Annotated in this window: 18 protein-coding genes; 6 read left to right on the top strand and 12 right to left on the bottom strand. The window is 56.5% G+C overall.

The window, feature by feature from the left end:
- Positions 1-43: 43 nt before the first annotated feature.
- On the top strand, positions 44-445 hold the full coding sequence (locus OUO13_RS18060) for a hypothetical protein (RefSeq protein ID WP_283175303.1): 402 nt from the start codon (positions 44-46) through the stop codon (positions 443-445).
- A gap of 7 nt (positions 446-452) precedes the next feature.
- Here OUO13_RS18060 and OUO13_RS18055 read toward each other — a convergent pair whose 3' ends face one another.
- On the bottom strand, positions 453-692 hold the full coding sequence (locus tag OUO13_RS18055) for a hypothetical protein (RefSeq protein WP_283175302.1): 240 nt from the start codon (positions 690-692) through the stop codon (positions 453-455).
- 200 nt (positions 693-892) lie between these two features.
- Here OUO13_RS18055 and OUO13_RS18050 point away from each other — a divergent pair, with 200 nt between their 5' ends.
- The 3 genes from OUO13_RS18050 (at position 893) to OUO13_RS18040 (ending at position 2,735) form a co-directional block, all read left to right on the top strand.
- The gene (locus OUO13_RS18050; protein ID WP_283175301.1) at positions 893-1,591 is read left to right on the top strand and encodes a pirin family protein; all 699 of its coding nucleotides are present in this window, start codon (positions 893-895) and stop codon (positions 1,589-1,591) included.
- Positions 1,592-1,699: 108 nt separating this feature from the next.
- Positions 1,700-2,092 (top strand): hypothetical protein, encoded by a 393-nt coding sequence (locus OUO13_RS18045; protein WP_283175300.1) that lies wholly within the window; start codon positions 1,700-1,702, stop codon positions 2,090-2,092.
- The gene (locus OUO13_RS18040) at positions 2,067-2,735 is read left to right on the top strand and encodes a glutathione S-transferase family protein (RefSeq protein ID WP_283175299.1); all 669 of its coding nucleotides are present in this window, start codon (positions 2,067-2,069) and stop codon (positions 2,733-2,735) included. The genes OUO13_RS18045 and OUO13_RS18040 overlap by 26 nt, the downstream gene beginning before the upstream one ends.
- A 19-nt stretch (positions 2,736-2,754) precedes the next feature.
- Here the strand turns inward: OUO13_RS18040 and flgL are convergent, their stop codons facing one another.
- The 5 genes from flgL to OUO13_RS18015 form a co-directional block, all read right to left on the bottom strand.
- On the bottom strand, positions 2,755-3,993 hold the full coding sequence (flgL, locus tag OUO13_RS18035; RefSeq protein ID WP_283175298.1) for a flagellar hook-associated protein FlgL: 1,239 nt from the start codon (positions 3,991-3,993) through the stop codon (positions 2,755-2,757).
- A 69-nt stretch (positions 3,994-4,062) separates the two neighbouring features.
- Positions 4,063-7,044 (bottom strand): flagellar hook-associated protein FlgK, encoded by a 2,982-nt coding sequence (flgK, locus tag OUO13_RS18030; protein ID WP_283175297.1) that lies wholly within the window; start codon positions 7,042-7,044, stop codon positions 4,063-4,065.
- 5 nt (positions 7,045-7,049) lie between these two features.
- On the bottom strand, positions 7,050-8,351 hold the full coding sequence (gene flgJ, locus OUO13_RS18025) for a flagellar assembly peptidoglycan hydrolase FlgJ (RefSeq protein ID WP_283175296.1): 1,302 nt from the start codon (positions 8,349-8,351) through the stop codon (positions 7,050-7,052).
- Between the two features lie 261 nt (positions 8,352-8,612).
- Positions 8,613-8,939 (bottom strand): hypothetical protein, encoded by a 327-nt coding sequence (locus tag OUO13_RS18020; RefSeq protein ID WP_283175295.1) that lies wholly within the window; start codon positions 8,937-8,939, stop codon positions 8,613-8,615.
- Positions 8,936-10,030, bottom strand: a complete 1,095-nt coding sequence (locus OUO13_RS18015; protein WP_283175294.1) for a flagellar basal body P-ring protein FlgI — start codon at positions 10,028-10,030, stop codon at positions 8,936-8,938. Before OUO13_RS18015 ends, OUO13_RS18020 begins: the two co-directional genes overlap by 4 nt.
- A 348-nt stretch (positions 10,031-10,378) precedes the next feature.
- Here OUO13_RS18015 and OUO13_RS18010 point away from each other — a divergent pair, with 348 nt between their 5' ends.
- Entirely contained in the window at positions 10,379-11,350 is a 972-nt protein-coding gene (locus tag OUO13_RS18010; protein WP_283175293.1) for a DUF411 domain-containing protein, read from the top strand.
- 15 nt (positions 11,351-11,365) lie between these two features.
- On the opposite strand, the gene OUO13_RS18005 is transcribed toward OUO13_RS18010, so the two are convergent.
- The 4 genes from OUO13_RS18005 to flgF form a co-directional block, all read right to left on the bottom strand.
- The gene (locus tag OUO13_RS18005; protein ID WP_283175292.1) at positions 11,366-13,204 is read right to left on the bottom strand and encodes a methyl-accepting chemotaxis protein; all 1,839 of its coding nucleotides are present in this window, start codon (positions 13,202-13,204) and stop codon (positions 11,366-11,368) included.
- 412 nt (positions 13,205-13,616) lie between these two features.
- Positions 13,617-14,354: a flagellar basal body L-ring protein FlgH gene (gene flgH, locus OUO13_RS18000; protein ID WP_283175291.1), complete on the bottom strand. Its 738-nt coding sequence runs from the start codon at positions 14,352-14,354 to the stop codon at positions 13,617-13,619.
- 12 nt (positions 14,355-14,366) lie between these two features.
- A complete protein-coding gene (gene flgG / locus OUO13_RS17995) occupies positions 14,367-15,152 on the bottom strand; it encodes a flagellar basal-body rod protein FlgG (protein WP_283175290.1) in 786 nt (261 codons plus the stop codon).
- A gap of 19 nt (positions 15,153-15,171) precedes the next feature.
- Positions 15,172-15,918: a flagellar basal-body rod protein FlgF gene (flgF, locus tag OUO13_RS17990; RefSeq protein ID WP_283175289.1), complete on the bottom strand. Its 747-nt coding sequence runs from the start codon at positions 15,916-15,918 to the stop codon at positions 15,172-15,174.
- A 443-nt stretch (positions 15,919-16,361) separates the two neighbouring features.
- Here flgF and OUO13_RS17985 point away from each other — a divergent pair, with 443 nt between their 5' ends.
- Positions 16,362-16,826 (top strand): hypothetical protein, encoded by a 465-nt coding sequence (locus OUO13_RS17985; RefSeq protein ID WP_283175288.1) that lies wholly within the window; start codon positions 16,362-16,364, stop codon positions 16,824-16,826.
- A 64-nt stretch (positions 16,827-16,890) separates the two neighbouring features.
- Here OUO13_RS17985 and OUO13_RS17980 read toward each other — a convergent pair whose 3' ends face one another.
- Together OUO13_RS17980 and OUO13_RS17975 are read right to left on the bottom strand one after the other, a co-directional pair.
- The gene (locus OUO13_RS17980) at positions 16,891-17,727 is read right to left on the bottom strand and encodes a sugar phosphate isomerase/epimerase family protein (protein WP_283175287.1); all 837 of its coding nucleotides are present in this window, start codon (positions 17,725-17,727) and stop codon (positions 16,891-16,893) included.
- Positions 17,724-18,524, bottom strand: coding sequence for a VOC family protein (locus OUO13_RS17975; RefSeq protein ID WP_283175286.1), 801 nt, complete (start codon positions 18,522-18,524; stop codon positions 17,724-17,726). Before OUO13_RS17975 ends, OUO13_RS17980 begins: the two co-directional genes overlap by 4 nt.
- Positions 18,525-19,155: the final 631 nt, after the last annotated feature.

Here is a 19,155-nt window from a genome sequence, read left to right as displayed (position 1 = left end):
CTTTGCTTATGACGGAATTTTCACGGAGCACACAGTTAATAGTATGTTCAGTTTCCAAGACGAAGCCTGGTTTCTGGTCCGCTTTCCTATCCTGTTACAACTGGCCGGTCTGTTTTATATCGTACGCGGACTGCAGGGAGTCTGGCACTGGTGGAACGAGCGAGTCTATACAACTCCCGACTGCCCACTGGAAAAACTGGCACGCCAGATGATGTTGCCGGGGAGCCTGCTGGCACTGGTGAGTGGTATTCATCTGGTAGCGGATGAATCAACCGCGTGGTTGAGTCTGACCGTGCTGGTATTGGCGCAACTGGTTTATCTGCGCCGCAAGTTTTTGCTGGCGGATCGCCAGGAGCGGAAGGTGGCAGACTCATTCAGCCAACAAACCTTGCCAGTATCACTGGGGTTATGGCTGCTGAGTCTGCTGGTGTCAGTCAGTCATTGACCAAGGCTTATTCGTCGCCTTCGTCTTCCCAGGCACCGTCAGTATCGTCGTCGGCAATTTCGGTCAGGATGCTGGCGCCGCATTTTTTGCATTTGCCTTCAACAACCACCACACCTTCGACTTCGTATTCCACCGGCTCAACCATGCCAAGGTCGGCTTCACCACAGTCGTTGCACCAGGTCTGGGTCAGGAATGCTTCCTGATCTTCGGCGTCACGGGCAAAAAAATCACGCTCAATACGTTCCATAAGGTTCTCTCTGCTGGGCCACAACCGCTGTTATGGCCACAAAATGGATTCAGTCGGATTGACTGCTGCTGATTGTAGGTGAAAACCGCATAGGCTGGCACCTTTTCATAAAATCGAAAGGAATTTGCAGTTATATCCGCTTTTTTCGATACCGATCCAGCGGCACCATAATCTCATCTGCTTACCGAGGTATTGGTCTCATGCTTTCCATTCGCCCTGCCAACAGCCGTGGCCATGTCCGTGTCGGCTGGCTCAACAGCCACCACAGTTTTTCCTTCGGACACTATTACGACCCGCAACGGATGGGCTGGTCAGTACTGCGCGTAATCAACGACGACACAGTTGCCGCTCACTCCGGGTTTGATCCCCACTCGCACCGCGATATGGAGATTATTTCCTACGTCCTGCAAGGCGCCATTCGCCACGAAGACAGCATGGGAAATGTGTCGGTATTACGTGCCGGAGAAGTCCAGCGCATGTCGGCCGGAACCGGTGTTGTCCATTCCGAATACAACGTGACCAACGAGCCACTGAAATTCCTGCAAATCTGGATTCTGCCTGCAGAGCGGCATATCGAACCGGGTTATGAGCAGAAGTCCTTCGGTGAACAACCGGGGCTGACGCCGCTGGTAACGCCGGATGGTCGTCAGCAGTCTTTACGTCTGCATCAGGATGCCAGCCTGTTCCGGGTACAACTGGCCGCTGGTGAAAGCCTGGAACTGGGCAGCAGCCAGCGTCGGGGTTATCTGCATGTGATCAGCGGTGAGGTCAACATTCAGGCCTCCGACAATACCGAACCTGTGTTAGGTGCCGGTGATGCAGTGGCGTTGGACAGCGGTGACCGTATCAGTTTGCAAGCCAGCGAAGACCTGCACGCCCTGTGGTTTGACCTGCCGTAACACAGCAGCGCAGACCCTGTGCCGAAGCGGTTAATCCTGCCAGTTGGTACTGGATGCCGAACCCGGGGTTCGGCATACTGATTGTCCGACACTGAACAGGCACAGCGCATGAGAGGTAGTCTTTACAGCACCTGGTATCGTTACAGCCTGGTTTTTCAGGCTGGAACACTCACCCTCGGCATGACCTGGTTGCTGATGTGGTACGGAGCCAATCTGTACATCGCCGGCGATATGCTGCTCCCCCTGATTCTGATCGCCGGTTTGCTGCTGTTTGTGGGCGGTTGCCTGTTCACCATCGCCTGGCCGGCCTATCTGCTGTGCGGTTTGCGTAATCGCCGCATTCCCTGGTTTCTGACCACCCTCTGGATTCTGGCAGGCTTTGTACAGCCGCCACTCGGTCCTTTCCTGGCCGCGTTCCAGATCTGGTGTTTGTGGAAGCTTTACCAACAGTCCCCGATTCATACAAGGATGCTTTATGATCAGACTCCACCATCTGAATAGCTCCCGCTCCCAGCGTATCCTGTGGATGCTGGAAGAACTCGACGTTCCGTATGAACTGGTGGAATACCAGCGTGACAGCCAGACCCTGTTAGCCCCGGCGGCCCTCAAACAGGTACATCCACTCGGCAAGGCACCGGTGCTGGAAGACGGCGAACGGGTGCTGGCGGAGTCCGGCCTGATTATCGAGTATCTGGGCCAGCGCTACGGCCAGGGACGTTTCTGTCCACCCGCCGATTCCGACGAATACTGGACATGCCGTTACTGGTTGCATTACGCCGAAGGCAGCCTGATGCCATTTCTGTTGCTGGCACTGGTGATGAAAAAAATGAGCGAAGCCCCCATGCCATTTTTTATCCGGCCAGTGGCAAAGACACTGGCAGGCAAGGTCGTCGAAAATTTTGTTCAGCCCAATATCCGGCGTCATCTCGGCTGGGTCGAACAGCATCTGACCAACCGCAGCTGGTTTGCTGGCGATGCGCCAACACTGGCCGATTTCCAGATGAGTTTTCCGCTCGACGCCGCCCTGCAGCGAGCTGCCAGTGCAGACGATTATCCGGCCATTGCCGGCTGGTTACGACGGGTACACGCACGCCCGGCCTGGCAACGCGCCGAAAGCCGGGGTGGTGCATTCAAGGTGTTGTAAACACCCTGATGTTTAGTGTTTACATCTTGTTGAACAGGCTCAAACGGCTGATGGTGGTGTAACTTTGCTGGGCGGCTTCCAGCAAGGTGGTTTGTAACGACAACCGGCTCACCGCCTCGGCCATATCCACATCCTGCAATTCCGACAGTACTTCCTCGTTCACCAGCTTGATGTCAGCGGACAAGGCCCGGGTACTGTCGACCACGTTCAGACGCGCCCCCAGCTTGCTTTGTACCTGCGATACCGATGCCAACGCGTTATCAAGGTTGGTCAGGGTATCGGCCAGCAGATTGGTCAGGGTTTCCGAATCGGTGGTGTTATCCCCCAGCGAGTTCAGACCATCGGCCAGTCGGTAGAGCGTATCAGTGACACTCTGTTTGGGGCTGGAACGGGTCATCACCTGATCACCGGGTTGGGGCTCGCCGGTCAGGGTAACGGCCACTCCGGCAATAATCAGTTCCTTCCCTTCGATGTAGGGCTGATTCACCAGACCACTGATCACACGATTATCCGATGCCCGTCGTACGGTGTAATTGGGCTCGGCCGGATCAATCGCCGCTTCAGCATTAAAGGTGATGATGATGTCGTCGGGATAGAAGTCGGCATAGGTATCCTTGTCGACCACAAAACCGGCGTTGATCGCCAGGGTGCCACGATTAAGCGGGTTCACCTCGGTGGTAAAGCCATCCCCCGCACTTTCGACATCCACAAACAGCCCTTTGCCACTGTCTCCGGTTGCCACGGTAGTGGCTGAGCCGATGGTCACAAAGCGCTGGCCCTCATCACCAACGTATTCATAACGGCCGTTAGGCTGCTGTTGAAACGGTGGTTCACTGCCCTTGAAGCCACCAAACACGTACTCACCGTTAGCGTCGCGGCTATTGAACATATCCACCAGCGCGCCCTGAATCTGGCTCACTTCGGCAGCAATGGCCTGGCGGTCAGAAATGGTGTTGGTACCACCACCGGCCTGCACAGTCAGCTCCTTGAGGCGAGCAAAATAATCGGTAATCGACGCCAGAGTTGATTCTTCCAGCCGCAGACGGTTTTCGGCGGCCGTCATATTGGTTTCAAACTGTTCGCGCTGGGCCAGATCCTGCTCCAACTGCAGGATTTTGGTCGCCGCCACCGGATCATCGGCCGGGGTTAATACCCGTCGGCCACTGGCGACCTGGTTCTGGGTCTTGTTCAGCTCTTCTTGGTTACGCAGCATGTTGGCAAGGCCGGTCTTGTGTTGCTGTAGTGTGGTAATCCGCATGCTGTTCTCCCTTGGTTTGTACTCAGGTTGGTGCCTGTCCGGTAGTTAATGTTGTGCTGCTCCAGCGCCTCAGCCGAAGGTAGCGATCAGGGTATCGAACATGTCGCGCGCGACCTGAATCACCTGGGCATTGGCGTTGTATGCCAGTTCGTACTGCATCAGGGCCGCCGCCTCTTCATCAAGGTTAACGCCACTCAGACTGGCCAACGCTTCCTGCGAAGTGGTCATCAGCACTTCCGAAGAATCACGGTTGGTCTGGGCGCGGCTGGTAATCGCCCCCACCCGTTCCACCACCGACGCATACGCCTGCGAGTAGGTACTGTTGCCATTAACGGTGTCGATGTTCTGCAGGTCAGATAACAGCTGGGCGTTACGGTTATCGGACGCAGCATTAAGGTTGCTGCCAATGGTGAACTCGTCCCCCGCCATCACCTGCCCATAAATGCTGACGTTGATCCCCATCCAGGTTTCAACCGGTTGCAGGTCGGCCGGGAACAGGTTGTTGCCATTGGTATTGCTGGTGAGGTTCACGCCGTCGTCCAGCACAATCTTGACCTGGCCACCAAGGGTCAGCTTGGATGAGCCATAAACACCGGTGCCGTTAACGGCCATCCGACTCTGGAAACTGATTTCACCACGTTCGTTAATGGCCACATCCAGATCACCGTTAAAGGCAAAACCGGCCGTCCGCAGGGCTTCACGAACCCCCGCCAGCATGTCTTCACCGGTTTCGTAGTTCTCGCTCAGCGAGATCTCAAACGAGCCCTGGTTTTCAATATCAAACGACCAGCTGTACGGCCCACCCTTGCTGAAATCGTACCCTTCGTATTCATTTAACACCTGATAGGGAGACTCACCGGTACGGGTAAGACTAATGTCCTGACCGTTACTGACGGCAAAGCCGTCACCATGATCACCATTCACTTCCAGCGCCAGATCATCACCGTTGAGGGCAATAATGGTGAGCGTGCCACCATCGGAACGGGCGGTAATCCCCAGCTTCTGGAAGTCGTAGTTGGCGTTGATACGCTCGGCCAGAAAATCGGGCGTCATCGGATCGGCCACTTCTTGCGGGTAAGTGCTGTCGTATTTGCTTTGCCCAGGCCCTAGGGTATCGGTCAGGACCACTCCGTTCAGGCTGATTTCCAGCGGCAAAAAGCCGTTGGCATCCTTGGTGAAATCGGTGATTTCCATGGTGGTACGGGCGGAAGCGCTGATGCCCTCATACTTGCTCAGCTGTTCAGCAATGGAACGCGCCGAGCTGTTGGGGGCCGTATTAAGATCGGGCAACTTGCTGGTCACACCGGTATCCGGATCAGTGACACTGATGCTGAAACGCTGCGAGGCCAGACCATTCACCGCCGCCACCTGTGCTGCTGGAGGATCGGCCTGATAGGTCGGGCGAATCGGTAACTGGCCGTTGTAACTGGTCAAGGCGGTCTGGTCAGGATTACCGAGGTTGATCACGTTATTGATCCCCGGCACGTAGGTCTGGTTGGCAATCGGCGGAAACAGCGGCACCGGATTACCGGGGTCGGTGTTATCCAGCACGTCGTAAGTGGTTGCCGAGGTGAACCGGATCAGCAGCGGTGGCGTCATCTGCCCGAGCTGATCAAAGGCGATGGTATCCAGCGAATCAACAGAACCCTGACTGATAGTCGCTGAGCCACGGTTACCGATAGCAGCATCGGTCACAATCGGCGCTGCCAGCGCGACCTGCTCCGGCCGGGTCACTGCCACTTCCATAGCTGTGGCTTCGTTACGGGTCGGCAGGATGCGGAATTCATCACCCGCCTGAAAACTGCCATCTTCGAGGCGGATTTCAAAACCGGGCAGGCTTATGGTTTCCGGGAACAGGCCGGTAATCGCCCCTTTCTGCACAATCTCGTTGGTATCGACCTGACGAATCCGGTAGTTGTAGTTATCCGGGCCAACAAACTCCAGTTGATAATCGCTGGCAGTCAGGCTGCCAGCATCGGTGATCCACACACTTAATACACGATCGTCGGGGTTGGCGTTGCCATCGTCCCCTAACGCGCGGTTGTAAACCGCGTCACTGCTGTTGATGTCCTGAAAGAAGTTCTGCCCCAGCAGACCTTCGTAGTCGAGGCCCATCTTGTGTTGCTCGTTAACGGTTTCGGCAATCACCAGCGCCATCTTGCCGAGCTGGTTGATCACCGGGTCGAGAATCTGGTTACGAAACGCCAACGTGCCACCCAGAGTGCCACCGGAGATTTCGTTGGTTACCGGAATCACCTCCTCGCCCTTTTTCAGATACAGATCGGCGCGGCTGGGATCGCTGGAACCGTCATCGGCGTAGAGGGTATTAAAGTCATTGCCGACCACTAACGCCTGACCGTTACCAATAAACACGTTGAGACGGTTATCACCCTGATCCACTACGTTGACATCCACCAGCTCTGACAACTGCAGAATCAGACGATCGCGCTGGTCCATCAGGGCGTTGGGTTCATCCCCCTGCGCATAACCCACGGCAAACTGGATGTCCTGGTTGAGGCTGGCAATCGACTCGGCAATTGCGGTGACCTGCTGGGCCATAACGGCCATCTGGCCGTTTAATACCTGATTCTGCTGTTGCAGCTGGTCGCTGATCACATCAAAACGGTCGGTCAGAGCGGACGCCTGGCTGATCAGCACCTCACGCCCGGCCAGTGATGACGGATCATCGACCACGGTTTGCATGGCATCAAAATAGGATTCCAGCCCAGGCTGGATACCGGTCGCGGAATCCGCCAGCAAACTGTCGATCTGCTGGGCGTACGAGGCCAGTGTGTCCTGCTCATTGAACTCTGAGGTATCCGAGCGCAGCTGGCCAGTCAGGAACTCGTCATAAATACGCCGGACCGAATCCACCGTTACCCCGGAACCAACCCAGACCCCACCCCGATACTGGCTGTTGTTTTCGGTAAAACTGACGGTCTGGCGGCTGTAGCCTTCCGTCCCCGCATTGGTGATGTTGTTACCGGTTATCGACAGCGCAGTCTGTTGGGCTTTGAGACCGGAAATAGCAATATTGAGAATATCCGGCATCCTGATTATTCCTTATCAGCAGAGTTAAAAGGGTTGGCAGGTGTGGTGGTCGTTTTGACGCTGACGGCATCGAGATCTGGCAATGCCTGATTGAGCAAATCGCCGCGGGCGATCTGACGAATCTTCTCGCCGTAATGCGGGTCGGTGGCGTAACCGGCTTTCTGCAGGGCGTAACCATACTGGTCGGCACCCATGCCCTGGCCGATGGCATCCTGATAACGGCTGTTCTGCAAGAAACTCACATAGTCACGCAGACCATCTTCCAGCGAATCGTAGGAGCGAAATGCGGCTTTCTCTTTCAGGGTGACGCCATTACGAACTTCGTGAGTGGTGACCGTTACCGAGTCTCCATCCCAGCTGGAACCGGCCTTGATACCAAAGAAGTTGAAACTGTTATTACCCTTGGCGTCCTGAATCATGTGTTTGCCCCAGCCGGTTTCGAGCGCGGCCTGAGCCACAATCGCACGGGGGTCAACGCCCAGCTCTTCGCCGACGGCGGCCGCGTGAGGATAAAGGGCGGCAACAAATTCTTCCGGGGAGGCAAACTGTTGCCCCTTGCCACCAGCACTGGTTGCCGCTGGCTGGGTGCCCTGCACGCGCAAGTTGGCGCTGCTCAGGCGCTGTGGTGTATTCACCGCATTACCTGGGGTTGTACTGGAAACCACAAAGGTGGAAATACCGGTCAGGGTAACTTCTGCATTTTGGGCCAGCGCGCTGCGATTACGCACAGAAGTGCTGGTATCACCGGCGCCCTGCTGACGCGCCAATACTTCGTCGACTTCCGCCATGGCACGCCGCAGTGGCGGGCTCGCTACCCGCCGCGACCACAACTTGCTCTGGTCCAGACGCGCCTGGGTTGGATCAGCATCAAGGGCAGCAATGGTTTTGGAGGTTTTGTCACCGCTTTCGCCTTGGCCGTACTGGCCCAGCAGCTGACGGTGAATCACATCAGCCAGACCAATACCACGACCGCCGCCCTGCCCGGACAACTTCAGCGCCATCTGGTTATCGAGCATGCCTTCGTAAAACGATGCTTCCGGTGAATCAAACAGGGAGTCTTCGGAAAACACCTCGTTAGCCTGACGCATGGAGGTCAGCATCATGTTCACAAACATCGACTCAAACTGCTTGGATACCTGCATCAAGGCGGCTGACTGGTCGGCTTTGCCGATCTGACGGATCGACTGCAGGCTGTTGAGATCGGTGTACACGGCACCAGCATCACCCGCATTACCAGCGCGCACGTTGGCACTGGCGGGCAGTGTCTGACGACTCTCTGACGATGTGTTGGCGGGATTCAGCAGCATGATGGTTCCGGAAAATTGACACTATTCCGGTATTCAGCAAAAGGCTTGCCAGCTATAGGAGGTTAACAGGCGGTTTTTTGATCAAAACGGGGATTGGCGATTAACGAACGCTCACCAGATCGAGCAGGAGGCTAACGACTCGATGACGTTCAAGGAAATGGTGGCCAGACGGGGGAGACAACCGTCTGGCCACCACCGGTGGAACGCGGGATCAAGGGTTAACCGGAAGCGGTTAACCGTTACAGAGACAAGCAATCAGGGTCAGTGGCGACTCATACTCTGATAATGGCGGGTCTGTTTATGGCCGCGCTGGTGACTGGCGAGCGTCGACTGTTCGTCCCGGATTTGTTCGAGCAGAGCCTTTTCAACCTCCAGCAGATTTTCCAGAAAGTCCTGCTGCTGACGGGTCAGGTCGATACTGCTTTTCACCGACGCAAACCAGGCGCGCAAGATACCGTCACGGTACACAATCCGTTCGTTCACGCCGTCGCGTACCCCCTGCCGTAGCAACGACTGGATTTCGCTGCTGAGCAGACGGATTTCTTCAAAAAGACCATTGTTGTAATCGTTACTGCTGGCTGTATTCATATAACAATCAACTCCGCACGCAAGGCACCTGCCTGCTTCATGGCTTCCAGAATGGCCATCAGATCACCGGGCGCCGTGCCGATCTCGTTAACGGCCTTGATCACTTCTTCCAGCGTCACAGTGCCACCGAACTTGAACATCCGGTTGTCGCCGCCGTTGCTGATATTGATGCTGGTTTGTGGCACCACTACGGTTGAGCCGTTGGCCAACGCGTTCGGTTGCGACACCGCCAGATTTTCGTTAATGGTGACGGTCATGCTGCCGTGGGTCACTGCCACCGGATCAACCCGCACATGCTGGCCCATCACAATGGTGCCGGTACGGGAGTTGATCACGACCTTGGCACGATCATCACCGGTTTCAATTTCCAGGTTCTCGATCATCGCCAGATAGCTCACCCGCTGACTGGTATCACGCGGAGCACTGACTCGCACCGAGGTAGCATCCAGTGCTTCAGCGGTCCCCGGCCCCATCATGCTGTTGATCTTGTCGACCAGCGCATTGGCGGTGGTGAAGTCCGGCTGATCGAGGTTAAAAATCAGGCTGTCACCACTGGCAAACGACGTTGGTACCGTCTGCTCTACCGTCGCGCCATTGGGGATGCGCCCCACGCTCGGAATATTGATGGTCACCCTGGAGCCATCATTCCCCTCAACCCCCAACCCACCAACCACCAGGTTGCCCTGTGCCACCGCGTAGATGTTGCCGTCTGCTCCTTTCAGGGCGGTAAACAGCAATTGGCCACCGCGCAGGCTTTTGGCGTTGCCCAGCGAAGACACGGTAACATCCACCCGCTGGCCCGGTTTGGCAAACGGCGGCAAATCGGTGGTAACCGATACCGCTGCCACGTTTTTCAATTTCGGGTCAGTACCGGCGGGCACCGTAATCCCGAATTCCGCCATCATGTTGCGGAAGGTCTGGGTGGTGAACGGCGCCTTGTCACCGGTGCCATCGAGCCCCACGACCAGGCCATAACCAATCAGCTGGTTGGAGCGCACACCGGCAATACTGGTGATGTCCTTGATACGTTCGGCCTGTGCCAGGCTGACACTGAGCAACAGGCACAAGGCCGTGAGGATTCGACTGGGCATAATTCTGGTCTCCGTCGGTTGTAAGAGCTCTGCACCGCATCGACATCCAATGTTCTGGCGTCAACAATCCGTCGTTCAAAGCCCCAGAGAGCCGGAAAAACAGGTTTTCAGGGGATTTACTCCCGCTTTACGCTGTTTTTTCACGGCTTTAACACAACTATTGCGAGAGCTGTGCCAGCCTCGCCGGACTATTGGAAACCCATCAAGAGTGTCATGACGCTCGGAACCTCAAGACAACCTGACTGTCGGACGAAACTGGCGCAAAAGCACTCCACTCATGCCGGTTCTGCTGCTATCCTGCCGCCCCGAAACACCCCCATGTGACCCGTGCCGCAAAGGAGCCTGGTCTTGAACATTCTTATTCATCTGCGACTGCTGCTGTTGTCGATTGCAGTCTCCGGATTCTTGCTGGCCTGTACCGCGGAATCTCCGGAGTCATCTGCCGACACCACAGAAAATGTCGAAGAAACCGCTGCTGGCGAGGCATCTGCCCCGGCACCGGTTGCGCCTGCTGAGCAGGACGTGGCGAAGTTGTCATCCGATTCATCTGGAACCGCCACTGCACCATCTACTACTGCACCATCCACTATTACACAGTCCACCACTGCATCCGCTGTGACGGCTGCATCAACAGACGCCGTGACAGACACCGTGCCAGCCGCTGAAACGCCAACAGCGGATGTAACGGCAGCTGGTACTGCGGATACCAGTGCCGATACCACAATAGCGTCGAGCAATACCCCGGTTGATACCAGTACCCCGACCAGTGCAGAAGCAGCCGCCACAGCGGCCAGCCTCGAACAGGTTGCCCTCAGCGAAACCCCCGAAGTGCGGGCCCTCGCTGATGCCGACCGCCAGGCCAGCAGCACCCCACAGGTGCCTGAACAAGCCAATAGCAGCAGCGATGATCGCGATACCGCCCAGTTCGATGGCCTGCGAGTCTTCAAAAGCCCGACCTGCGGTTGCTGCGGTGACTGGGTTCAGCACCTGGAACAGAAGGGGCTTCACACCCGCACCCAGAACATGGCGGATATGGATTCTCTGAAAGACCAGCTGGGCATCAACCCTACCCTGCGCTCCTGCCACACAGCCCTCTCGCCACAGGGTTACGTGTTTGAAGGCCACGTACCGGCCCGTTACGTTGAACAGTTCCTCGCTGCACCACCTGCCGGTGCCATGGGCCTGAGCGTTCCGGGTATGCCGGTTGGCAGCCCTGGCATGGAGATGGGGAATGACTTCACGCCGTATCAGGTCATCCAGATGAACCTCGACGGCAGCCACCAGCTGTATGCAGAAGTCAAAAGCCCAGCGGACCAGTAGCCGAATCAGCCCGCGTTAACAGCGGAACTGGCCCGTCTGGTCCAGCAAACGGCTGGAGTGCTGCACCACATTGCCGGAGAACTGGCGGATATTACGTAATCCGCCAGTGCCGTCGGCTACCTTGCCAACCACGCGGCCAAGGCCGCTGACGTTGTCCCGGGTTGTGCGAGCAATGGCATCCACACTGGCGGCTTGCTGACGATTACGTTCACTCACCTGCGAGAACAGTGAGGCGATTTGCTGCATCTCGTGAATGGCCTCATCACCCAATTTGCGACTGCTGTTCACCTGATTGCGGCCCTGCGACATGGTTTCCAGCAGCTGCTTGAGCTGCGCCTGCATGTCCTGAATGATGTGATTGATGTTGCCGGTCGCATTGACGGTTTTTTCCGCCAGCGCCCGTACCTCGTCAGCCACCACTGAGAAACCACGACCAGCCTCACCCGCACGGGCAGACTCAATAGCAGCGTTAAGCGCCAGCAGGTTGGTCTGTTCAGCCAGGCCACCAATCATGGCAGTCACACCGTCCACCCGGCTGGAGGACGCATTGAGGTTATCGAGTTGCTGCTGTAACTCATCGAACATGGTGGACAGGTGTTCGAGAGAGCCCAACGCAGTATTGATTACCCGACCGCCCTTGTCGGTGGCACTCTGGGCCTGGGTCGACAAGCGGTTGGTTTCGTCCAGCGCGTGTGCCATACCGTCGACGGTGTCACTCACCTGCTGGATGGCATCGGCAACCTGACGAGTTTCCTGTTCGGTTTCTTCACTGCTGCGCGTCTGGCGATTAAGAACCTGATCAAGCTCGGCGGAATGTTGCTGCAAGGTCTGACTACTGCGTTTTACTTCACCAAGAACACCACCCAGACGCTGGGTCAGTTCGTTAACGGCGCGCCCAAGGCGATCAAAGTCATCGTTCCGCTCAGCACTTTCCGGCATACGCTGGGTCAGGTCACCGGCAGCAATCAGCTCCAGAATTTTCAGCGTGCGGCCAAGAGTTCGGGTCGCCTTACGCCAGATCAGCAGCAGCAGCAGCCCACTGACCAGCGCCACTACAATCCCGGTTGAAAGAATCGTGATACGGGTACGATCGACCATGGCATCGGCAGCCACATGGGCCGCATCAAGCTCCCGATTCAGAATGCTTTCCTGCTGATCGATCATGTCGTGAATAGCCGCCAAGGCAGCCAAGGCCTGATCATGAGCTCCCGCATATTCCATAATGGCATCCTGCAACTTCTCCATCGCGCTTTCGTTATCGGTGAGGATTTCGTCAAACTCGTCGTTAACCCCCAGATAGTTCACCAGAGTTCGCAAAGCCTCCTGCTTTTCGTTTACCCGATTGACCGATTCGACCGTGCGTTCGACCAGCATTTCGTCAATAGCAACCACCAGCTCATCAAACTGCGGCCGCATATGACTGAAGATACTGCTTTTGATCACGGCCATGGTTTCTGCCAGATCTGCTCTGAACCCTGTTTTGTCATCAATACCAATCGTTTCGCGCCAGGTGCGGGCTTTTAAGACCTGATCAGTCCAGGTATTAAAAGAATCTGTGATGTTGGACGCCAGATGCACACCATCCAGCTTGAGATGGTCGAGATATTTCAGCCCTTCCTGACGCACCCGATCAATATCGGCAGTGGACGCCGTGTCCATCGGCACCGCCACAATACCGGAGTGCAGATTGGACAGCTCCAGCAGTTCATGGTTGATTTTCGCCACCTGCTCGGAGGCATCGGCCTGGCCCCGGAATGCCGTCAGGGCTGTCCCCACCAGCATGGTGAAGCCGAGGGTGGTAATCACAACCAGCAATAACAGGCTCTGGCGGAAACCGGTGAGTTTGGACAGCATACAAACACTCCTGCACAAGCCTGAGGATCAGGCTGGAATCTCATCTCCCTTTAACCATAGCAGTCATTTTCCCGGCCGACGGACGAATGCCGGTATGGCGCACGATGTTCGGGAATGACAGCCAGTAATTGCGCTTTCGATTTCTTCTCTCTGCGATAGCCTCAGCATCGGTCGCCGAACTGGCCCAGCGCAGCTGGCTGCTCAATGCCCATCTGGCCGGGGTCGATGTGCCGTTGTCAGTGAATTTCGGAGAAACGAGCCCAGTCGGGCTAAGCAAGGGGAGGCCCGCCCGGCCGGGGGACAAGGTCCCCCAAGAGGGCATACGGATGTGCCAATTAACAAGCCGTGCAGACGGTGCAGCCATCCGGCCGCTTGTATATCGAAAGGATCTGTATAACAGTCGTTACCGGTTTTACATCGGCCACCATGGCGATGAGAAAATCCGGTCCAGCCAGCCCTGTTTGGTGTTGTTATTGAGATTGCCACGACCACCAAAGGAGATACGGGCGTCGGCTACCTTGCTACTGGAAACCGTGTTATCCGGGGTGATGTCCTGCGGCCGGATCAGGCCAACAATACGGATATATTCATCACCTTCACTGAGAGTCAGCCATTTCTCACCGCGGATTTTCAACACCCCGTTAGGGAGTACTTCCGCTACCGACACACTGATCTGACCGCTCAGGCTGTTGGAACGGTCTGCCTCGCCTTTGCCGTTAAAGGTGCGGTCGGCACTGGTTTCAACGCCCAGGTTCAGGTTCTTGAATCCGGGGGTGGAGCCGAGAATCGAACCCGCGCTCATGCTGTTGCTGGACGACTTGTCAGACTTGGTCTGTGCCGATTTACTCGACTGGTACTGCTCATCAAAAATCACGGTAATCAGATCCCCTACCCGCCGGGCTTGCTGATCGGTATACAGGCCCGAGGTATAACGGGCCTGATACAACGAACCGGTCGCGGTTGGTGGCGGTTGCAGGGAACTGGCCGACACCGGCGCAAATGCCGGGTCATCGGGAAACACATCCTTCTCCATGGGAACGGCGGTTGAACACCCGCCCAGTACCAGTCCGCTGGTAATCAGTAGCGCCATCCAGCGACCTGTAACCCGCATTCGGGTTTCCTGTTCAGCATGAGTCCGGGAGTGTTTCATGGTCTCACCTCATCAAACGTTCTGGGTCAGGAACTGCAGCATCTGATCCGCTGCCGATACGACCTTGGAGTTCATTTCATAGGAGCGCTGGACGGTAATCATTTTCACCAGCTCCTCCACCACTTCAACGTTGGAGTTTTCCAGTGCCCCTTGTTGCAAGGCACCAAACCCCGCTTCCGATGGCACCCCAGCCTGCGGTGCACCACTGGCGGCGGTTTCCTGGAACAGGTTGCCACCTAGCGCCTGCAAACCGGCCGGGTTAATAAAATCGACGGTTTCAATCTGGCCCAGATCGATCGGGGTCGGATCACCGGTAATGGTGGCCTGGACAATGCCGTCGGTACTGATGGTCAGGTTACTGGTTTGCTCTGGCACCGTGATCTGCGGCTCAAGGGGATACCCGTTAACGTTCACCACCACCCCTTCATCGTTGAGGTGGAAGGTGCCATCGCGGGTATAGGAAATGGTGCCGTCCGGCATCGCAATCTGGAAAAAGCCGCGACCGTTAATGGCCACATCCAGCGGCTGGTCGGTCAGCTGCAGAGAGCCGGTAGTGAAAACCTTTTGAGTACCAGCGGTGCGCACACCACTGCCCAGTTGCAAACCGGAGGGCAAACGACTGTCGGCCGAGGAGTTGGCACCCGGCTGGCGTTCAATCTGGTACAACAGGTCTTCAAACACCGGGCGGTCTTTTTTGAAGCCGGTGGTTGAGACGTTGGCGAGGTTGTTGGATACCGTGGTCAGCGCCAGGTCCTGGGCTTCCAGACCGGTCTTGCTGACCCAGAGTGCTCTTAACATGATGGCGTCTCCTCAGGAATTATTGGTTGCCCAGAATCTGGGTGGTGGCGGCGGTGTTTTCATCCACCCGTTTCATCAGCTTCACCTGCATCTCGTACTGACGATTGAGCGCAATCAGGCTGGTTAACTCACTGACAGCATTAACGTTGCTGCCTTCAACAAAACCGTTGACCAGCGTGACCGTCGGGTCGGCCTGCGCCGGTGGTGTATTGGGATCACGAAAACGGAACAGGCCGTCTTCGCCTTTTTCGAGCTGTTTGGCATCGGGATTGACCAGCTTCAGCTGGACCGGCTCGGCGACCCCCACCGGAGTTTCACCGGCCGGCTGAATGGTGATGATGCCAGCCTTGCTGATCTCGATTTTGGTGAATTCCGGCAAGGTCACCGGGCCACCATCACCGATCAGTTGCAGCCCGTTGCCATTAATCAAACGTCCGGCCGGATCGACACTGAGATCACCGGCACGGGTGTAGGCCTCCTGACCATCTGGCCCCATCACCGCAAACCAGCCCGCTCCTTCCAGCGCCACATCCATATCTCGCCCGGTTTCCTGCAGTGGTCCTTCACGGAAATCGCTGGCAGGGCGTTCGGTCATGGCATAGGCACGTGACGGAAAGTAGTCACCAAATACGCCCATGGCCCGGCTTTCGGTGTAATCCGACCGGAACCCGGTGGTGCTGGCGTTGGCCAGGTTGTTGGCGTGCGCCGCCTGGCCCAGCGTGTTCTGCTTGGCCCCGGACATGGCGATATATAGTGCTCGATCCATTGTTGCTGCTCCCGACGTCGGAAAAACGCCGTTCAAACTCTGATGCCATGGATTCAGCAAGCACTGTGCCAGTGATATTTTCCGCTTTTAAAACATATAGATAGGAATTGAAGAACGAACGCCACAGCCCCTAAGGTCAGAAAACCGGCAGCATGTTGCCGCTGCCAATCCGCCTATTCGGGCTCATGAACTCCACAGACCGGGATTGATCCGCGACAGCGCCAACAGCTTGTCATGATGAGAAGATACTGTGTGTCACTGACCCTGACGAAATGTTGGAAAGTCATATTCGAGCCAGTTCGCCCGCAGAGCACACCAATTCGACAGAGCGGCCGATTGCGGGCGAAACCCGCCACCAACGCCTCTATATTGAAGACGCCTGATCTGCGAGACTGACTATCCAGCACTGCCGCGTTCCACCTCATCGAAAAGGACTTGTTGCCATGAATCAGGATGATATCCGCCAGCATCTGACCAAAGCCTTTTCCCTTGCCCCCATGACCATTGCGGTTCTGATGGGCGTTGATGAGGATCAGGTGCACCCCCGTCTGGGCGATGTTTTTGCCGATGTGCTGTCACGGCAGCGTTACCAGCGCAGTTTCACCCAGGGCTTCAAGTTTGGTGGAGTCAACCAGACCGATATGGTCAAGCTGGTGGAAGGTGGCATGGATGAAATCGATGCCCATCTGGAACTGGCGACGGTAGCCATCAACAAGGTGGTGGAAACCACCGAACAGGCGCTGTTTATCAAGGTGCGTTTTTTTGAGTTCGCCGAGGAAATGGCGTTGGGGCTGGAAAATCTGGGTCCCGGTCAGGAAGCCTCGTTAAGCATCAACAGCCGCGGCAAACTGGCGTATCTGAATGAAAAGCTGGGCCTGCAGGCCGATTTGCAAAGGATGCGCGGTTAACGGATCAGGGCGCTATCCCCTGATCCCCAATCCAGTCCATCGGAATCAACAGCGTCTGCTCAGCTCAGGCGCCCGTGGTGATCTTGTCGAGCCAGTTACGCGCTCGTAATGCCGACTTGATGGCACTGTCGAGACCCGCCATACGATACGACTCGTCATTCACACTCAGCACCAGATCCCCTTCATAACCGTTTTGCTGGCACTGACGCACCAGTTCGGCGAGATCACCGGAAAGGTTACCGGCACCGGGGAAAAAACGCTGGTGATGATCCACTTCGATCTTGTCTTCCAGTACGTGCAGAGCACTCATCTTGAAGTCTGACAGACGCACCAGAAATACTTTTTCCGCTGGCACCTGCTGGAACACGGTGGTGATGTCAAGATCGGTCAGGTTCTGGAAGCTGTCGACCACCAGACCGAGGTTACGGTTGCCTGCCTGTTCGATCAGACGCCAGGCGCTGGCAAAATCATAGGCATGATCAGACCAGGGCAACGGACGGTAGCCCACACGAATACCCCGTTTCATGGCCAGCGTGGCCAGAGCCCGCAGCTGGTCCACCAGTTCGGACACATGAGTGGTCTTGTTGCTGGCTGACGGGTTCACAATGATGAGTTTGCCGCCCATATCGGCCAGCATCGACAGGCTGGTTTTGGCCAGCTCCATCCGGTAGGTCATCACATGGCCAACGTGGCCTGTGAAATCGCGCAGTTCTTTCAGGGCCGCAACCCGCAGGCCACTGGAACGGATGTGGGAAACACTTTCGGCAATCGAAAAGCTGGAGCGCGCCATATCGGTGGCATCCACTTCCACAGCATCAAAACCGGCGTCACGAATAGCCTGCAAACGCTGGTCGAGTGTGCCGGGTAAACCACCCAGGCCCAGAACGACAGAATTACTCATGCATTTTTCTCCCACAGCCACTCCAGAACGGCTGGTTGCTGCAGGTTTGGCAACAGGCGTTTCTGGCCGTTGCCGCCGGTGACCTCTTCCACTTCCACACCCGTTGGCAGGCTGCGACCACGCAGGGTAATGGCGGAAATGTATTCGTCACCGATGTTGTCATCATCGACCAGCGGCTGGTCGGCAATATGGATGGTCAGGCCACTGGAGTCGCAGACAACGGAGCGACCGTCAGCGGCCTCGCTAAACCCGAACAGCTGAATAAAGAAATCGAGCCATTCGCGGCTACGGCCTTCGACCAGCGTCAGGGTTACGGCAGATACCGAGCCAAAATGCTGGGCTGGCACGGCCGCCGGGCGAATCGGTTCAAAGTCGATATCGTAAATGGACGGACGATTCTCGACACGGTCGATCAGCAGCAGCTGGGTACCACCCACACCTTCCACACCCGGAATGTTCAACTCCATCACCCCGGCGGTGGTTTCCACCGGCCAGGCGCCTTTTTGCAGCAGGGTCTGGTAGGCCTTCTGGGCGTCTTCAACCCGCAGCGCCAGCGCACAGACACTGACGCCACGTTCCAGCGCCAGTTCATGGGGCATCCCCGTGGCGGATTCATTCACGATCAGATTGATCTCGCCCTGACGGTACAGTACCACCGGCTTGTGGCGATGCCGGGCGATGGCCGAAAAGCCCATCTGCACCAGGAAACGTTCCAGCTCCGGGCCGTCCTGAGCGGTCAGCTCGATAAACTCCAGGCCAAGAGCGCGAACACCGGGAGCCTGAATATCCTGAATCATGTTGAACCTCACGGGTCATGGATGCGGCTATTTTATATATCAATATCGATATGATAGACCGCATATATTGGATACATATTAAATTCATCCGGGCGGTTTGCTGAATTTACTCCCCGTCCGTTAATACAAGTGTACTTCAGGGAAAATATATAGCTCAAACCGGTGAATGCCTAATCTTGCGAATCCTGATGCGATTCTGTTGCCAGTGTTTGCACAATCCGGCCCGCAAAGCCCATTAATGCTCTGATGCTGATCAGTTGAGGACTTCTCCAGCCTGCTCATCGATTTCCGAATTTGCCCAGCGTAGCTGGCTGCCCAATGCCCATCTGGGCGAGCCGGGATTCACCGCAACGGCCGACCCGGCCGGGGCATGGATGCCCCGCAAGGCCCGTTGGCACAGGGATGTGCCATCGGGCCGGGGTCGAATAGCCGTTGTCGGTGAAAACCGGAGACACGAGCCCAGCCGGGCAAAAGCAGGGGGAGGCCCGCCCGGCCGGGGGACAAGGTCCCCCAAGAGGGCATACGACGGTGCCAATTAACAAACCGAGCAGATCGTGACCATCCAATGCAGTAACGAAGCGTAAGAATGCCAACGGGGGCTTGGCTGATCGACATTACAGACGAACAACCA

This window comes from Parathalassolituus penaei, assembly GCF_026626885.1.
Lineage (GTDB): Bacteria > Pseudomonadota > Gammaproteobacteria > Pseudomonadales > Oceanobacteraceae > Oceanobacter > Oceanobacter penaei.
The sequence above is the reverse complement of the archived record's forward strand: the minus strand, read 5'-3'. Positions and strand labels throughout refer to the sequence as shown.